Genomic DNA, 14,155 nt, shown 5'->3' on the forward strand with positions numbered 1-14,155 from the left:
GGTGTCCCCTTGCTAGTCGGGCTTGCCCAACACCACAGCGCGGGTCTTCAGGAACGGCCGCACCACCCGCAGGTAGGTCAGTTCCTTCAGTTCCCACACCGACAGCGGCAGGAAGAGGCGCGCCGCCACCAGTGCCAGCAGAAGCCCCCCGCTGATGCCGCCGATAAGAAGCAGGTAGTCCGCCAGAGTGGGGGCCACCGCCGCCGGCACCTCCTTGAAGTGGTGGCCCGTCGGGTCGGGCACCGACCACGCCCCCACATACAAGCGCACGCGGTCCACGAAGGCTCCCACCAGGATGCCCAAGCCTATCACGGTGGGCCCCCAGATGCTCCGGCGCACGGGGCTGATGATGAAAGCGAGCAAGGGCACCAACCAGTTCAAAAACAGGGACGCCACAAACAGGGGCCGATACGGACCGAAATACAGCAACTGCTGCAGGTTCTGCTCCGTGGGGGTACGCCCATACCAGAAGGTCAGGAAGGCCGACCAGTTGAAATAAGCCCATAGCAGGGACAGGGCCAAGAGGAGTTTGGCCGCCCCCCAAAACTGGTCGACGTGGAAGTAGCGCTGGTAGCCCCCAAAGGTGCGCAGCACAAAGGCGCTCACCACCACCAGAGCCAGGCCCGCCTGCAGACCCGACAGGGCATGGTAAGCGGGGAAGATGGAGTCCTTCCACCCCGGCACGAAGGAGAGCACCAGATCGCTGGCCAACACCAGACTCCCGCCCACATAGGCGATAAAGTATAGCCCCCCCGCCACGCTCAGGGCCGCCTTATGCACGCGCCATTGGCGCAGCGTCCCCCGCCACCCCAGGGCAAGGCGTGCCGTCCACCCCCCGCGCCCCTGGTCCCGCAGGGCGGCCAGATCAGGGATCGCAGCGATCCACAGGAGCGCCAGCCCGCTCAGGGCCACCATCACCAGGGTGAGCAGGTCGTAGGCTACCGGCGCCCCCGGCGGCCAGCCCTGGCGCACCCCACTGACGATCCAGATAGTGTTGCGCCCCTCGCCCGGGGGGATAACCCACACGAGGGGGATATACAGCAAGAGGGTCCACAGGCCCACGACGCCGTACACCTCGGCGATACGGGCCAGGGGGCGACGCCAGTGGGCCTTGGCCATGCGTGTGGCCACCGAGACAATGGGCGCAGCCCCCGCCGTGGTGTACAGGAACCCCAGCACGGCAGCGTAATAGCCCCAACGGGTGTGGTCTGTCCCCTCGGCCACCTTCAGCACCAACCCCACCACCCCCAAGAGGAGCAGCACCCCCAGGGCGAGCACCAGAGCCCGCCACAGGGGCCAGGGGCGCTGGGCCTTCCCCAACACCTCCTCCGCCACCTCGCGGGGGGAGGTGGGGAAATCCTCCACGGGGTGGTGGCTAGTGCTTGTGGTCGTGGTCGGCAGCGGGTGCATAGGGGTCGACCTTCTTCAGGTAAATCACGTTGGGGCCGGTGCCCAGGTCTTCAATGACCTTGTAGGCCCGCTTGTTTTTGGCCAGTTGAGCAACACGGCTTTGCGGATCCAAGATATCGCCGAACACGAGGGCGTCGGTGGGGCAGGCCTGGGCGCAGGCAGGGGTGATATCCCCGTCCTGCAGGGTGCGCCCGTCCCGCGCCGCCTCCCGCTGGACGCGCCGGATGCGCTGGATGCAGAAGGTGCACTTCTCCATAATGCCCCGCCAGCGCACCGTCACATCCGGGTTCAGGTGATGGCGCAACGTCTCGGGCCACACGGGTTGCCAAAAGTTGAAAAAGCGGGCGTGGTAGGGGCAGTTGTTGGCGCAGTAGCGGGTGCCCACACAGCGGTTGTACACCTGGACATTCAGCCCCTGGTCGTTGTGGTAAGTGGCATAAACGGGGCAGACCGGCTCGCAGGGGGCGTTGTCGCACTGCTGGCACAGGAGGGGGATATAGCGGGCGCGCACATGGGGATATTCCCCCTCCCAGTAGCGCTCCACCCAGATCCATTCAATCACCCGCCGTTGCAGGAAGATGGTCTCGGTATTAATCGGGATGTTGTTCTCGGCCTGGCAGGCCACCACGCAGGCTTGGCACCCTGTGCACCGGTCCATATCCACCACCATCGCCCACTTGTGGCGGGGGCGAGCCTGCTGTGGGGAGGGGGCACCCTGTCCCGCCGCTGCGGAAGAGGCGTGCAGGGGTGCCCCGTCCCGCCCTTGGGGGGCGGGAGGAGATGCCGAACGGCGAACCGCCTTCTCGGAGGGCATGCCTACGCCTCCTTCGTTACCAGGATGATGGGGCGCTCCTCCAGTTGCACGGGGCGCACCACCCCTTCAAACTTCGGGATGCGCTGGCGCTGGCCGGTGCGGCGCAGACGCACCCGCGTGGCCGCCCACGCAAAAGCCCCCGTCTCCTGGTCGGTGAGGGGTGCAAGGATAGAGAACACATTGGCCCCCCGCCCGTTGGCCCAGCGCCCCATCCCCTGGTGCCCGAAGCCCACGGGGATAGCCACCACCTCGGGCGGAATGGCGGGGTGCACATACACCAGGGCACGGAGGCTTCCCCGCGGGGAGATGACCTCCACCCACTCCCCCTCCAGCAGGCCCAGGCGACGGGCCGTGTCCGGGTTGACCTCCACCCAGGTCTGCCAGGCGACGGTGGTGGTGCCATCGGGGAGGCCCTGCAGCCAGGGCAGATGCGCCCCCCGCCCGTCGTGGATGCCCAAGGGCGTGAAGGGAACGAGGTGGAAGGGGAACTCCTGAGCGTCGCCGGCGAACTGGGGAGCTGGAGGTGTGGCGGGCAGACGCTCCCCCGTGAAGCGCCCCTGGCCGGTGGCCTGGGGATCCCACCACCCCCCCCGTTGGAGCACCCCCATAAAGAACCCCTCCTCGTCGGCGGCCCGCACCGCACCCCGCCGCAAGGCAAACAGCCGTCGTGCCCCGTCCTGCACCGCCTCCCGCATGCTCTGCCAGGGCAGGGTCAGGCCGGCGGCCTTCCCCGCCTCCAGCAGGATATCCCCAAAGGCTTTCCCGTCGCGGAAGGGGCGCACCACCGGCTGTTGGAACGTAACTGTCTGGTAACCGGGGCCGGGCTCGGGCCAATCGGTGCCCCACGCCTCCAAAGCCTCCAACTCGGGGAGCACCAAGTCGCCGTAGGGGGCCATGTCGTCGGCGATGGGCCCGATAACCACGCGGAAGGGCACCTGGGTGAGGGCCTCCTCCACCTCCCCGCGGTCCACAGGCAAGCCGTAGATGAGGTTGGCCCCCCGCACGATCAGAAGCCCCACACGCCCCGCACGCATCTCCTCCAGGGCTTGACGCCAGCGGGCGAAGGGCGCAGGGGGAACGCCTGTCCATCCCGCAGGCGGGGGCGGATTGAAGCGGATGCCCCCCTCCCGCCCGATATTGTCCACCAAGGCGTTGAGGGAGAGCACAGCCCGCGCGTTGAACAAACCGTTGGTGTGGGCCAGGGCAGAACCGCCCACCAGGGCCAGGCTGGGGCGCTGGGAGCCGAACACCTCGGCCACCTCCCGGATGCGCTCAGCGGGAATGCCGACGGCCGCGGCCACCCGCTCGGGCTGGTAGGCAGTCAAAGCCCCTAGACCCTGCCCGCCTGTGAGTTGGGCAGCGGCGGGGGGATGAGCCATCCCCCGCTCCACCAGCACATAGGCCACAGCCAGAGCCAGAACGCCCTCCATCCCGGGGCGGACGGGGAGCCAGAGGTCGGCATTGGCGGCGGTGAGGGAGAAGCGGGGCTCGGCGTGGAAGAAGAGGCCTCGCTGGCCGGGACGCCCCTGGCGGAAGGCTCCATACGCCCGCCCCCAGCGAACAGGGGAACCCCAGGTCTCCAACCACCCCGCCCCAAAGGAGAACACCGTGCGGGCGCGGGCGATATCGTAATCGGGCAAGGTGTCCTGTCCGAAGAGGCCCTTCACGGCCGTGCGCAGGACGGTGTCCTCCAGGGGTTCGTAGGCCAGCAGGGTGCCCCCTATGCTCTGGATAAAGGTCTGAGCCACCAGGGCGTTATGCCCCCGCAAGGGATTGGTAGCCAGCAACACCCGCCCGCGGTTCTGCTGGATCTGGCCAGCCAGTTCGGCCATCGCCGTCTCCCAATCCACCGCCTGGCCGTGCAAAAGGGGGGACAGGAGGCGGTCGGGATGATAGAGGGCCTGCACGGCCGCCTGGCCACGGGCACAGGTCTTCCCTTCGTTGAGGGGGTGGTCGGGGTTGCCCTCTATCTTGCGGGCGCGCCCCTCCACCACCCGCGCCAGCACACCACACCCCGCCCCACACTGCACGCACAGCGTGGCGTACCAGTTATCCCGCCCCGTAACCTGGTCTTCGGGGAGAGCCACTGGGCTCTCCACCCGCAGCTCCCGGTCGGGGATGCGGCACCCGTTGAAGGCGATGGCCCCCAGCGCCCCCACCCCCGCCAGCTTCAGCAGATCCCGACGCGTAATGCCCATAGCGTCTCCACTAGTAATGGCAGATCGCGCAGTCGGTGGGGGCATTGTTCTGGCGATGGCACCCCACACAGTCGCCCATCTTCAGGGAGCGGTGGAACTGGCGCATCTCGGTCATGGTCTCCACCGCCCCGTGGCATTCGGCGCAGGTAAAGCCGGCGCGAATGTGGGCCTCGTGCACGAACCGCACATGGTCAGGCAGGCGGAACACCCGCACCCACTGCACCGCCTCGCGGTTATTGAAGGCCTCAATGACCTTGCGGATTTCTGCCTGCTGGGCCTCGGTGGTGCCGATGATGAAGCGGTGGCAGAACATGCACTGCTCCAGGGAGGGGATGGTGGCCGCCTCCTCCTTATCGGCCCCCCGGTGGCAGAACAGACAGGGAATTTGGGCGTCGCCAGCGTGGGTCTTGTGGGAGAAAGCGATGGGCTGGGCAGGGGCCTGGCGGAAGAGGCGCTCCACGCTCCACGAGTAGTGGGCGACGACCCGCGGCACCACCAACACCAACACGGCCAGCCCCAGCAGGGCAGACCCGAACCCCCCGCCGAGCAAGATGGCGATGCGCATCCCTTTGCCGAGACGCACGCCACACCCCTTTCGTGCAGTCTACCACAGAAACTTGGGATACACCTGGCGCACGATGTCCTCCACGGCGGGCACCACCCGCGCAAATACGATAGCGATCCCCGCCACAGCCGCCAGGCCCACCAGCAGGAGCAGTCCCCGCACCCGCACAGTGTCCACAGGTAGATGGCGCGTGCCCACCAGGGAGGGGATAATGGCCAACGCAAGCATCAGCAGGAGGGCCAGCCCCGCCGCAAAGAAGGGGAGAAGCCACAGCACATGCAGCAGGGCCTTCACCTGGGCCCACTGCTCTGCGTTTAGGGCGATGGGGTCCATGCCGGCTCCTTGACCAGCCTTCCCCGCCACCCCCAAATCGTTAGTGAAGGGTATCGCAATCCCGCCCTGTTGTCAAGGGCCACCTCACGGTTCCCTCAAGCGCTCACCGCCCTTCCGGGGCCCTCTCACCGCGACGCCCTGGACACCGCCCCCCGCCTTCCGCTATGGTGGAAAGATGAGCCACCCCCCAAACCCCTCCTACGGGGCCCTCACCGATGTGCCAGGCGTCCTGGTGGGCCACTGGACAGACCCCCAGAACGCGACGGGATGCACCGTTGTCCTTGTTCCGAAGGGGGCTGTGGGGGGTGTGGAGGTGCGGGGCTCCGCCCCCGGCACCCGAGAGACCGACCTGTTGCGCCCCACGGCCCTTGTCCAGCAGGTGCACGCCGTCGTCCTATCGGGGGGCAGCGCTTTTGGTCTCGCCACCGCCGACGGGGTGATGCGCTGGCTAGAGGAGCGGGGCATCGGCTTTCGCCTGGGCACAGCGGTGGTGCCCATTGTGCCCGCCGCCATCCTTTTTGACCTGCTCCTGGCAGGCCCCCATAAGGCCCGCCCAGGCCCCGAGGCGGGCTACCAGGCGTGCCAGGGAGCCACAGCAGGGCCGGTGGCCGAAGGCTCCGTGGGTGCCGGCACGGGGGCAACGGTGGGCAAAATCCTGGGCATGGCCCGCGCCACCAAGGGAGGCATTGGCACCGCCAGCCTGCACCTGGGGCAGGGCATTGTTGTTGCCGCTTTGGTCGCCGTCAACGCCGTGGGGGATGTGGTGGACCCCCACACAGGGCGCATCCTGGCCGGCCCCCGCCGGGAGGACGGGAAGGGCTTCCACAGCACGGTAGAGTTGCTCCTGCAGGGGGTTGTCCCCCCCCGTTCCCCCCAGACCAACACCACTATCGGCATCGTGGCCACCAACGCCCGCCTCACCAAGGAGCAGGTAAATAAACTGGCTGTCTACGCTCAGGACGGGCTGGCCTTGGCCATTCGCCCCTGCCACACCATGCGGGACGGGGACTGCATGTTCGCCCTGGCGACGGGGGAGGCGACGGCGAGTATAGACTTAGACCGTCTGGGGGTGGGGGCGGTGCAGGTGGTGGCCGAGGCGGTGGTGCGGGCAGTGCTGAAGGCCACACCCCTGGCAGGTATACCCGCAGCGCGGGAGGTGCTCCCCGACCTTCCGCAGGTGTAGACTGCATTGGAGGCCTCTATGCACATCCTCTTGACCAACGACGACGGCATCCACGCCCCCGGCCTCTGGGAGGCGGCCAAAGCCTTACGCCCCCTGGGGCGGGTCATTGTGTGCGCCCCCGACCGGGAGCAAAGCGGAGTGGGCGGATCCATGACCCTCCAGTTGCCGGTGCGCCTCACCACCTTCCCCTCCCTGGTGGAGGGGGTAGAGGCCTACACCGTGGAGGGCACCCCCGCCGATGCGGTGGTTGTCGCCATGGAGGTGGTGTTGGAGCGCCCCCCCGATTTGGTGGTGTCGGGCATCAACCAGGGGGCCAACCTGGGGGAGGATGTGCTCCTGTCGGGCACGGTGGGTGGGGCGCTCCAGGGGTGGTTTCGGGGTATCCCCTCCATCGCCGTCTCCCTGTGCACCTTGACCAACTTCATCTTTGGTCCCTCGGCCCTGGTGGTGCGCCTGCTGGCCCAGCAAGCGGCCGAAGGGGCTCTACCCCGCCCCATCCTCCTCAATGTGAACCTGCCCAACCTGCCTCTAGAGAAACTGGAGGGGGTGGAGATTACCCGTCTGGGACGGCGCAGTTACGCCGAGGTGGTGCGCCAGGGGGACGACGGACGGCGCAAGTGGTATTGGATCGCCCGCTCCCGCCCGGTGTGGGAGGTAGTGGAGGGGACAGATGTGTGGGCGGTGCGCCACCATCGGGTGAGCATCACGCCCCTGACCACCGACCTGACTCACTACAGCCTTTTGCCATCCCTAGCGGGCCTGGCCAAGGCCCTGGCCGAGGGTATCCGCCCGCCCCGGAACGATACCCCGTGAGGGCGCGTCTTCACCCCTCCCCCACGCCCCCCTCCAGACGGGACAGGTGGCGCTCCAAGGCGTGCATGCGCTGGGCCAGGGCCACGTCCCCTTGCGTGCGTTCGAGGATCGCCCGTGTAGCATCGGTGGTGCGGCGCAACCCCCCCGTCATCCCGTCGGGGAAATCCACCGTGATAAGCAGGGCGTAGATGTCGTCCATCACCTCCAGGAGGGCCTGGCAGCGCTCCATATCCCCTTGGCGGAGGGCGTCCATAACCGCACGGCGCAGTTCCCCCACCGCCTCCCCCAGACCGTTGAGGTAGGGGGCCACCCCCACCTTCAGGTCGGCGAAATGGGGGATGGGCATCCCCGTCAGCACCGCCACCACCACCGACGCCTCGGCGAACTCCTTCTGGGCGTCCTCCACAAAGCCGGCGTAGTAGACATCGGGATGTGCGTGCAAGAGGCCGTCTATCCGCTGGAGGCGCTCCTGGGCCTGGGCGAGATGCCGACGCGCCTCCTCATAGTGCTGGCGATGGGCGGAGCGGATGGCTAGAGCACTTTTCTGCACCACCTCCCGGCAGAGGGTCAAGGCCTGCTCCCGCGCCGTGAAGGTCTGGGACAGCAGGGCGCGGGCTGTGTCCCCGATGGCTTGCAACTGCTGGGCGTAGTCTGTCATGGGGATGCCTGGGCCCGTCGGATAGCTTCCACCAGGTCCCGCGTCGCCTTCTCTGGATCGTCGGCACCACACACGGCGCTGAGCACCGCCACCGCATCGGCCCCCGCCTCGATGACCTGGGCCACATGGGACGCCGTAATGCCCCCGATGGCCACTACCGGGGCCTGCACCGCCTGCTTCACCTTGCGCAGGGTCTCCAGGCCGGCGTAGCGGGTGCGCTCGGGGGCCTTGGAGGTTGTCCCGAAGATGGTGCCCACGGCGATATAGTCGGCCCCCTGCGCCTGGGAGGCCAGGGCCTCCTCCAGAAGGGCATGGGAGCGCCCGATGAGGTGCCCGGGGCGAAGCACCTGGCGGGCGTGGGGCAGGGGCAGGTCGAGTTGCCCAATGTGCAGGCCATCGGCCTCGGCGGCCACGGCAAGGTCGGCGTGGTCGTTGACGATGAGAAGGGCATTGTAGCGGGTGCACAGGGTGCGCACCTGGGCCAAAGTCTGCAGTTGTGTTCCCTTTTCGGTCTGCTTATCCCGCCACTGGAGCACGTGCGCCCCGCCGCGTAAAGCCGATTCGGCGATGTCCAGGGGGTTGCGCCCGCGGCACTGGGCGGGGTCTATGATGACATAGAGCCCCCGCACCCGCTGAGCCAGGGGACGGCGCAGATCAGCCCCCAGGCGGGCCTCGGCGCGGTCCAACACCTTGCGGACGCGTTCGGCCAAGCCGCCGTCCAGCGCCCCCCACTCCTGCAGGAGCCCCAGAGCACGGCGGGCAAGGACGGCCGCCTCTAGGCCCTGGGCGGGCGGGACACGCCACCCCCGCAGGGGGTCGGCCTCCTCCTCATCGGCTCCCGTAGTGCGGAGGGCCTGGCGCAGGGTGCGCACATCGTAGGCCAGGCCGATGGGCTGGGTCACGGCCGCCTCCACCGTGCGCAGGGCGGCGGCCAACGCCTCCCGATAGGCGGGCACCACAGGCTGGGGGCTCACCCGTTCCGTCATCCCTACAGCCCCAGTTCCTTGGGCACCTCGCCCTCGCGGGCGGCCTGAATCTGCTCCTTTACCGACTTAGGCAGTTCCATCCCGTACTCCTTGAACTTCTCCTCCACATAGCGCCCGATGTTGCGGGGGTCTTTGTAGTAGTCCAGGGTGGGGAATTGGGACGGTGGCCCACTCTCCTCGTGGATAGTCTGGATAGACTTGTGGTAAGCGAAAGGGGAGACCATCCGACGCATGTCTTTGCCCCCGCAGTGGGCGCACACCGGCTCCACCTGCTGGAACACCGAACGGGTAAAGAGGGTGGTAACCCGTTGGCACTGGCCACAGCGGTAGTCATACAGGGGCATAGGCGCCTCCTACTCCTCGTCCTCCTCGCCCTCGGTATCCCCCTCGCCCGGCTCCTCCGGCTCCAGCCCCAGTTCCGCCCGCTCCCACTCGTCCAGTTCTGTATCCTCCCCCTCCGTCAAGGCCCCTTTGATCTTCCGCCCCCACTCCTCCATCGCCTCGGGATTGTCCTCATCCGCCTCGTTGAGCATCTCCTCCCCGGGGAAAGATGCATCCAGGCTGGAGCCCCACGAACGGTGCACCGCCACCGGGGAGAACAGGCGCTGGAGGCTGGGGCTACCACAGTGCTCGCAGTGCAGGGACGACGCCTCACTGACAGCCGCAAAGGAGCGGAAGAAGAAGGTGCTCTTACGCTGGCAGTCCCGACAGCGATACTCGTAAATCGGCACGCATCTCACCCCCCGTAGGCATGGTAGCACAGGCGCTTTTTGCTGGCGCTAGGCTCCCCCACCCCATTGCGCAACCGACGCCATCGGTGCACCATGAGGATGGCCCAACACACACCCGCCCAGGAGGCCCCTATGCCCCGCACACCCGTCCCCATTCGTGTGGAGCGCTCCTTCCTGTCCGTCCCCGGCTCCAACTGGGGGATGATCCAAAAGGCGGTGGCCTCCGAGGCCGATGCTGTTTACCTGGACCTGGAGGACGCCGTTGCCCCCAATCAGAAGGAAGCCAGCCGCCCCCTGGTGGTGCGCGCCCTGCGGGAACTGGACTGGGGGCGCAAGGTGCGGTGCGTGCGCATCAACGGCCTGGATACCCCCTGGGCCTACCGCGACCTGGTGGAGGTGGTGGAAAGCGCCGGCGACCGTTTGGACTGCATCGTTCTTCCCAAGACCAATCGCCCCGAGGATGTGGCCTTTGTGGACATCCTCCTGACGCAGATTGAACTGGCCAAAGGCTTCACCCGGCGCATCGGCATAGAGGCCCAGATAGAGACGGCCCAGGGTCTGGCGAACATTCACGCCATCGCCACAGCCAGTGAACGCCTAGAGGCCTTGGTGTTCGGGCCAGGGGATTATGCCGCTTCGGTGCAGATGCCCCTGACGGCCATCGGCGAGCCCGACGAGGCCGATGCTCTGTATCCTGGGCACCGCTGGCACTACGCCATGCATCGCATCGTGGTGGCGGCACGGGCGGCGGGCCTGCGCGCCCTGGACGGCCCCTACGCCGCCCACCGGGACACCGAGGGCTTCCGCAAGGCGTGTCGTATCGCCCGCAGTTTGGGGTTTGATGGCAAGTGGTGCATCCACCCCCTTCAGGTGCCCATCGCCAACGAGGTGTTCTCGCCCCCCCGCCAAGAGATAGAGTGGGCTGTGCGGGTGGTGCAGGAATACGAGCGGGCCACCGCCCAAGGGCAGGGGGCCATCACCATAGACGGGCGTATGATAGATGCCGCCTCGGTGCGCATGGCCCAGGCCACCGTCCAGAAGGCGCGTCTGGCGGGCCTGCTGTAACGGGAAAGGGGCCTTGACAACGGCCCCAGGGGCCAGCCCTACCCTGCAGGTGGAGCCTCGGCAAGGAGGTCCAGGAAAGGAGGAGGCTATGGCCTGCACACCGCGAAGCCAGTGCCCCATCCCCGGCTGCGACTGCGGCGGCCGGCGCACCGGCAGGTAGCCCATCGGCGGGGCATGCGCCCATAGGGCCCAGAGCAGGCGCATGGACGACACAACCCTCTCCCCCGCAGACCTGCGCCGGCTGACGGGCATCAGTCGGAAGGCCCTGCGTCTGTATGAGGCGCGGGGCCTTCTGACCCGCCCCCTGCGCACCCCCCACGGCTGGCGACGCTACCCACCCCAGGTGGTAGAGGAGGTGCGCTTCATCCGCGCCGCCTTGGAGGTAGGCATCCGCCTGGAGGACTTGAAGCCCGCCCTGGATGCCTGGCGGCGGGGCCAAAGCCCCTGCCCCCTCCTCGCCCAGGCCCTCCAGCGCCGTTTGACCGAGGTGGAGGCCCGCCTCCAAGCCCTGCAGCGCCAGCACCAACGCCTCCAGGCCCTCGTCGCCCGTTGGGACTGCTCCTGTCCCCCCACGCCCGAGGTCTGCCACCAGGTAGAACAAGCCGTGCACTCGTAGACACCCTTTTCCCCCTTTGGCCCCCCCTATCGCAACGATAGGAAAAACGCCATCTTATCCCTCTTGACCTAACGGTTTTCGTGAGCAAGCATGGAGGTGTCAGCCTGCCGCTGGGGTGGATGCCCCAGCGGGTGTGGGGAGAAGGGATGCGGGTGCTGTTGCCTGTTCTGCCGGGGAACTTCGCCTCGGGTGTAGCGGGGGGCCTCCCCCCGCAGTCGAAAACCTGACGCCTCCGCCTTGTGGTTCCCGCTGAGATCATCCCAGGGAGCCGTGTGCCCCTGCGCTTGACAGTAGATAGGATTTGCGCCCCTGCCAGAGGCAGGAGGCTAAAGGAGAGGAGAGAGATACCACCATGCCCGGAATGGGACGCAAGTTCCGCGACCTGCTCAAGAGCGAGCCGTATGTCTACACCAGTGGGGTCTACACCCCTATCCAGGCCAAACTGGCCGAGATGGTGGGGCTGAAGTGCGTGTATATGAGCGGATACTCCTGCGCTGTGGGGTACCTGGCCCGCGCCGACTTGGGCTTCCCCACCATGACGGAGATGACCACCTGGGCCAAATACATCGCTAGCGTGGTGCGTATCCCCGTCATCGCCGACGCCGACGACGGCTACGGCAACGCCCTCATCACCATGCGCACCGTGGAGGAGTACGAGAAGACGGGGGTGGCGGGCATCCACATAGAGGACCAACGCTTCCCCAAGCGGTGCGGGCACCTGGCGGGCAAGATCATCCTCCCCCGGGAGGAGGCCATCGGCAAAATCCGTGCCGCCATAGACGCCCGCTCCGACCCCGACTTCTTCATCATCGCCCGCACCGATGCGGAGAACGCTGTGGGCGGGAGCCTGGAGGAGGCCATCGAGCGGGCCAAGTTCTACGCCGACGCCGGGGCCGATATGGTCTGGCCCGAGTTCGCCACCCCCGACCGGGGGCCGGTGGAGAAGTTCGCCGTGGAGTTCAAGAAGGCCTTCCCCGAGGTGCCCATGGGCTTCAACTACTCCTCCTCCTTCAAGTGGACGCGGGTGCAGAACCCCCTCACCTTCCGCGAACTGGGGGAGATGGGCTATAAGTACATCTTCATCACCCTGGGGGCCATTCACGCGGCGATGTACGCCGAGTGGAACTTCCTGAAGGACTTGGCCGAGAACCAGGAGCAGGCCCAGTTGCGCCTCCAGCGGATGAAGGAGGGCCACCCCACCGAGAACCACCACAAGATGGGGCGATTTGAATACTTCCAGCAGTTGGAGGAGAAATACCTCCCCAAGGCCTTCGTGGAGGAGCGCTACAGCCAGAGCCGCGGCTTCGGGGCCAAGCAGTTCAAACACGAAGGCGTGCTGGCCTAGCGGGCCCTGCGCGCCACGGGGCGCTGGGCACAAGCGGGGGCGGGTCTTCCCGCCCCCGTTTCTATTGCACCACCCAGGGCTCCTTCCCTGGCCCAGGGCGGAAGGGGCACTCCCGCGCCTCCAGAAACAGCTTGAGGCCTTGACTGCGCCGGATGGCCTCCAGGTTCTGCCCCTCAGCGTTTTCGGCTAGATCCAGAAGGGAGTGGCAGATGGCCGACACCAGGCTCCCATAGGCCACCGCCATTTCGCTCCCCAGGGCCTCCATCACCCCGTCCACCATGCGCTTGTTGAAGCGCACCCCCAAGGGAGGCACCAAAGCGATGCGCCGTGCCAGGGCCAGGGCCGCCTCCAGAGCCCCCTCGGGGCTGGGAAGCACCTCCAGCACCAGGCCGATCTCCTTGGCCTTTTGGGCGGTGATGATGTCCCCCGTAAAAATGAGGCGCTTGGCCCACATAGGCCCGATGCGCAGGGGAAGGATGCTGGCCACCATGGAGCCGTGGCGGATCTCGGGAGCGCCGAACTTGGCATCCTCGGCCGCCACCAGCATGTCCAGGGAGCAGGCCATCTCAAACCCCCAGCCCAGACACCAGCCGTGCACCGCTCCGATGGTGGGCTTGGTCAGTTCCCGGAAGATGCGATGGCGGGGCACGCTCTCCATCTCGCTCTCATACCACTCCAGGATATTTCTGGGGGATGCCCCCGAGCCGATGTCCGCCCCCGCCGAGAAGGCGCGACCCGCCCCCCGCACGACGATGGCCCGCACCTCAGGGTCCCGGTCAGCCTCCCGCAGGGTGGCGCTTATTTCCTGCCACATCTGCCCCGACAGGGCGTTCAGGCGCTCGGGGCGGTTGAGGGTCAGCAAGCCCACCCGCCCCGGCAAACGCTCCCACAGCACCGTCGTCCGTTCCATACCTGCCTCCTCACGACAGTGTTGCCCCCATAGTAGCAGGCAGCGTGCCCCTCAGCACGGCATCCCCTTGCCCACACCCGGAGGATTGCCGAGATTTTTACAATCCCTTAGCCCTCCCTTGTGAAACCTTTAACCATGGGCTGGTATGCTGGGGGTGAACGGGATGGACGGGCGCCCACACATCCCGAACGACAACGGAGGTTGCTGATAAGGAGGTTGACCGCATGCGTGTGCTGTTCACACTCTTGGCGGGGCTTGGTGTGGCCCTGCTGGTGGGGTGTCGTGCTGCCCAGCCGACGCCTACTCCCGTCCCCCCCACGCCCACACCCCCGCCAGCCCCCGCGGTGATCCCCCCACCCACCCCCCATCCCACCCCAACCACCCCGCCCACATTAACCCCCCCACCCCGCGGGCGTGCCCCCCCCCCCCCCCCAGCCCCCCCCCACCCCCCCCCCCACCACCCCCGGCCACCCCCCCCCCCCCCCCCCACCCGGGCCGAAGGGGAGTTAAGCGGCCACCCCCCGGTGA

Annotated in this window: 15 protein-coding genes; 5 read left to right on the forward strand and 10 right to left on the reverse strand. The window is 67.5% G+C overall.

Going from position 1 to position 14,155, the window contains the following annotated elements; translation table 11 throughout:
- Positions 1 to 12: 12 nt before the first annotated feature.
- From NZ951_06230 to NZ951_06250, 5 genes are all read right to left on the reverse strand, one after another.
- Complete coding sequence (locus tag NZ951_06230; protein MCS7207514.1) at positions 13 to 1,410, reverse strand: hypothetical protein; 1,398 nt, start codon at positions 1,408 to 1,410, stop codon at positions 13 to 15.
- Positions 1,376 to 2,080 carry a 4Fe-4S dicluster domain-containing protein gene (locus NZ951_06235; protein MCS7207515.1) on the reverse strand — a complete coding sequence of 235 codons (705 nt, stop codon included), beginning with the start codon at positions 2,078 to 2,080 and terminating at the stop codon, positions 1,376 to 1,378. The genes NZ951_06230 and NZ951_06235 overlap by 35 nt, the downstream gene beginning before the upstream one ends.
- Before the next feature lie 146 nt (positions 2,081 to 2,226).
- On the reverse strand, positions 2,227 to 4,422 hold the full coding sequence (locus tag NZ951_06240) for a molybdopterin-dependent oxidoreductase (protein MCS7207516.1): 2,196 nt from the start codon (positions 4,420 to 4,422) through the stop codon (positions 2,227 to 2,229).
- A 10-nt stretch (positions 4,423 to 4,432) separates the two neighbouring features.
- Positions 4,433 to 5,005, reverse strand: a complete 573-nt coding sequence (locus NZ951_06245; protein MCS7207517.1) for a cytochrome c family protein — start codon at positions 5,003 to 5,005, stop codon at positions 4,433 to 4,435.
- A 21-nt stretch (positions 5,006 to 5,026) separates the two neighbouring features.
- A complete protein-coding gene (locus NZ951_06250) occupies positions 5,027 to 5,320 on the reverse strand; it encodes a hypothetical protein (GenBank protein ID MCS7207518.1) in 294 nt (97 codons plus the stop codon).
- 175 nt (positions 5,321 to 5,495) lie between these two features.
- Here NZ951_06250 and NZ951_06255 point away from each other — a divergent pair, with 175 nt between their 5' ends.
- Together NZ951_06255 and surE are read left to right on the forward strand one after the other, a co-directional pair.
- A complete protein-coding gene (locus tag NZ951_06255) occupies positions 5,496 to 6,503 on the forward strand; it encodes a P1 family peptidase (protein MCS7207519.1) in 1,008 nt (335 codons plus the stop codon).
- Between the two features lie 18 nt (positions 6,504 to 6,521).
- On the forward strand, positions 6,522 to 7,316 hold the full coding sequence (gene surE / locus NZ951_06260) for a 5'/3'-nucleotidase SurE (GenBank protein ID MCS7207520.1): 795 nt from the start codon (positions 6,522 to 6,524) through the stop codon (positions 7,314 to 7,316).
- 10 nt (positions 7,317 to 7,326) lie between these two features.
- Here the strand turns inward: surE and NZ951_06265 are convergent, their stop codons facing one another.
- Genes NZ951_06265 through NZ951_06280 form a run of 4 tightly spaced genes read right to left on the reverse strand, consistent with a single transcriptional unit; the run spans position 7,327 to position 9,691 of the window.
- Positions 7,327 to 7,974 carry a haloacid dehalogenase gene (locus NZ951_06265; GenBank protein ID MCS7207521.1) on the reverse strand — a complete coding sequence of 216 codons (648 nt, stop codon included), beginning with the start codon at positions 7,972 to 7,974 and terminating at the stop codon, positions 7,327 to 7,329.
- Positions 7,971 to 8,960 carry a thiamine phosphate synthase gene (thiE, locus tag NZ951_06270; GenBank protein MCS7207522.1) on the reverse strand — a complete coding sequence of 330 codons (990 nt, stop codon included), beginning with the start codon at positions 8,958 to 8,960 and terminating at the stop codon, positions 7,971 to 7,973. The genes NZ951_06265 and thiE overlap by 4 nt, the downstream gene beginning before the upstream one ends.
- Positions 8,961 to 8,962: 2 nt before the next feature.
- Positions 8,963 to 9,304, reverse strand: a complete 342-nt coding sequence (locus NZ951_06275; GenBank protein MCS7207523.1) for a zinc ribbon domain-containing protein — start codon at positions 9,302 to 9,304, stop codon at positions 8,963 to 8,965.
- A 9-nt stretch (positions 9,305 to 9,313) separates the two neighbouring features.
- Complete coding sequence (locus NZ951_06280) at positions 9,314 to 9,691, reverse strand: zinc ribbon domain-containing protein (protein ID MCS7207524.1); 378 nt, start codon at positions 9,689 to 9,691, stop codon at positions 9,314 to 9,316.
- Between the two features lie 132 nt (positions 9,692 to 9,823).
- Between NZ951_06280 and NZ951_06285 the strand changes: the two genes are divergently transcribed.
- The 3 genes from NZ951_06285 (at position 9,824) to NZ951_06295 (ending at position 12,717) form a co-directional block, all read left to right on the forward strand.
- Positions 9,824 to 10,756 (forward strand): CoA ester lyase, encoded by a 933-nt coding sequence (locus tag NZ951_06285; protein ID MCS7207525.1) that lies wholly within the window; start codon positions 9,824 to 9,826, stop codon positions 10,754 to 10,756.
- Positions 10,757 to 10,958: 202 nt separating this feature from the next.
- Positions 10,959 to 11,372 (forward strand): MerR family DNA-binding protein, encoded by a 414-nt coding sequence (locus tag NZ951_06290; GenBank protein ID MCS7207526.1) that lies wholly within the window; start codon positions 10,959 to 10,961, stop codon positions 11,370 to 11,372.
- Positions 11,373 to 11,724: 352 nt separating this feature from the next.
- Complete coding sequence (locus NZ951_06295) at positions 11,725 to 12,717, forward strand: isocitrate lyase/PEP mutase family protein (protein ID MCS7207527.1); 993 nt, start codon at positions 11,725 to 11,727, stop codon at positions 12,715 to 12,717.
- A 61-nt stretch (positions 12,718 to 12,778) separates the two neighbouring features.
- Here NZ951_06295 and NZ951_06300 read toward each other — a convergent pair whose 3' ends face one another.
- Entirely contained in the window at positions 12,779 to 13,627 is an 849-nt protein-coding gene (locus tag NZ951_06300; GenBank protein MCS7207528.1) for an enoyl-CoA hydratase/isomerase family protein, read from the reverse strand.
- Positions 13,628 to 14,155 lie beyond the last annotated feature (528 nt).

This window comes from Dehalococcoidia bacterium, from assembly GCA_025060295.1.
Lineage (GTDB): Bacteria > Chloroflexota > Dehalococcoidia > Lucifugimonadales > HRBIN23 > HRBIN23.

What these genes read in the sequence shown, in the direction of transcription:
- NZ951_06230 (MCS7207514.1), bottom strand. Translation starts at nt 1,410, where the DNA reads ATGCACCCGCTGCCGACCACGACCACAAGCACTAGCCACCACCCCGTG.
- NZ951_06235 (MCS7207515.1), bottom strand. Translation starts at nt 2,080, where the DNA reads ATGGTGGTGGATATGGACCGGTGCACAGGGTGCCAAGCCTGCGTGGTG.
- NZ951_06240 (MCS7207516.1), bottom strand. Translation starts at nt 4,422, where the DNA reads ATGGGCATTACGCGTCGGGATCTGCTGAAGCTGGCGGGGGTGGGGGCG.
- NZ951_06250 (MCS7207518.1), bottom strand. Translation starts at nt 5,320, where the DNA reads ATGGACCCCATCGCCCTAAACGCAGAGCAGTGGGCCCAGGTGAAGGCC.
- NZ951_06255 (MCS7207519.1), top strand. Translation starts at nt 5,496, where the DNA reads ATGAGCCACCCCCCAAACCCCTCCTACGGGGCCCTCACCGATGTGCCA.
- surE (MCS7207520.1), top strand. Translation starts at nt 6,522, where the DNA reads ATGCACATCCTCTTGACCAACGACGACGGCATCCACGCCCCCGGCCTC.
- NZ951_06265 (MCS7207521.1), bottom strand. Translation starts at nt 7,974, where the DNA reads ATGACAGACTACGCCCAGCAGTTGCAAGCCATCGGGGACACAGCCCGC.
- thiE (MCS7207522.1), bottom strand. Translation starts at nt 8,960, where the DNA reads ATGACGGAACGGGTGAGCCCCCAGCCTGTGGTGCCCGCCTATCGGGAG.
- NZ951_06275 (MCS7207523.1), bottom strand. Translation starts at nt 9,304, where the DNA reads ATGCCCCTGTATGACTACCGCTGTGGCCAGTGCCAACGGGTTACCACC.
- NZ951_06285 (MCS7207525.1), top strand. Translation starts at nt 9,824, where the DNA reads ATGCCCCGCACACCCGTCCCCATTCGTGTGGAGCGCTCCTTCCTGTCC.
- NZ951_06290 (MCS7207526.1), top strand. Translation starts at nt 10,959, where the DNA reads ATGGACGACACAACCCTCTCCCCCGCAGACCTGCGCCGGCTGACGGGC.
- NZ951_06295 (MCS7207527.1), top strand. Translation starts at nt 11,725, where the DNA reads ATGCCCGGAATGGGACGCAAGTTCCGCGACCTGCTCAAGAGCGAGCCG.
- NZ951_06300 (MCS7207528.1), bottom strand. Translation starts at nt 13,627, where the DNA reads ATGGAACGGACGACGGTGCTGTGGGAGCGTTTGCCGGGGCGGGTGGGC.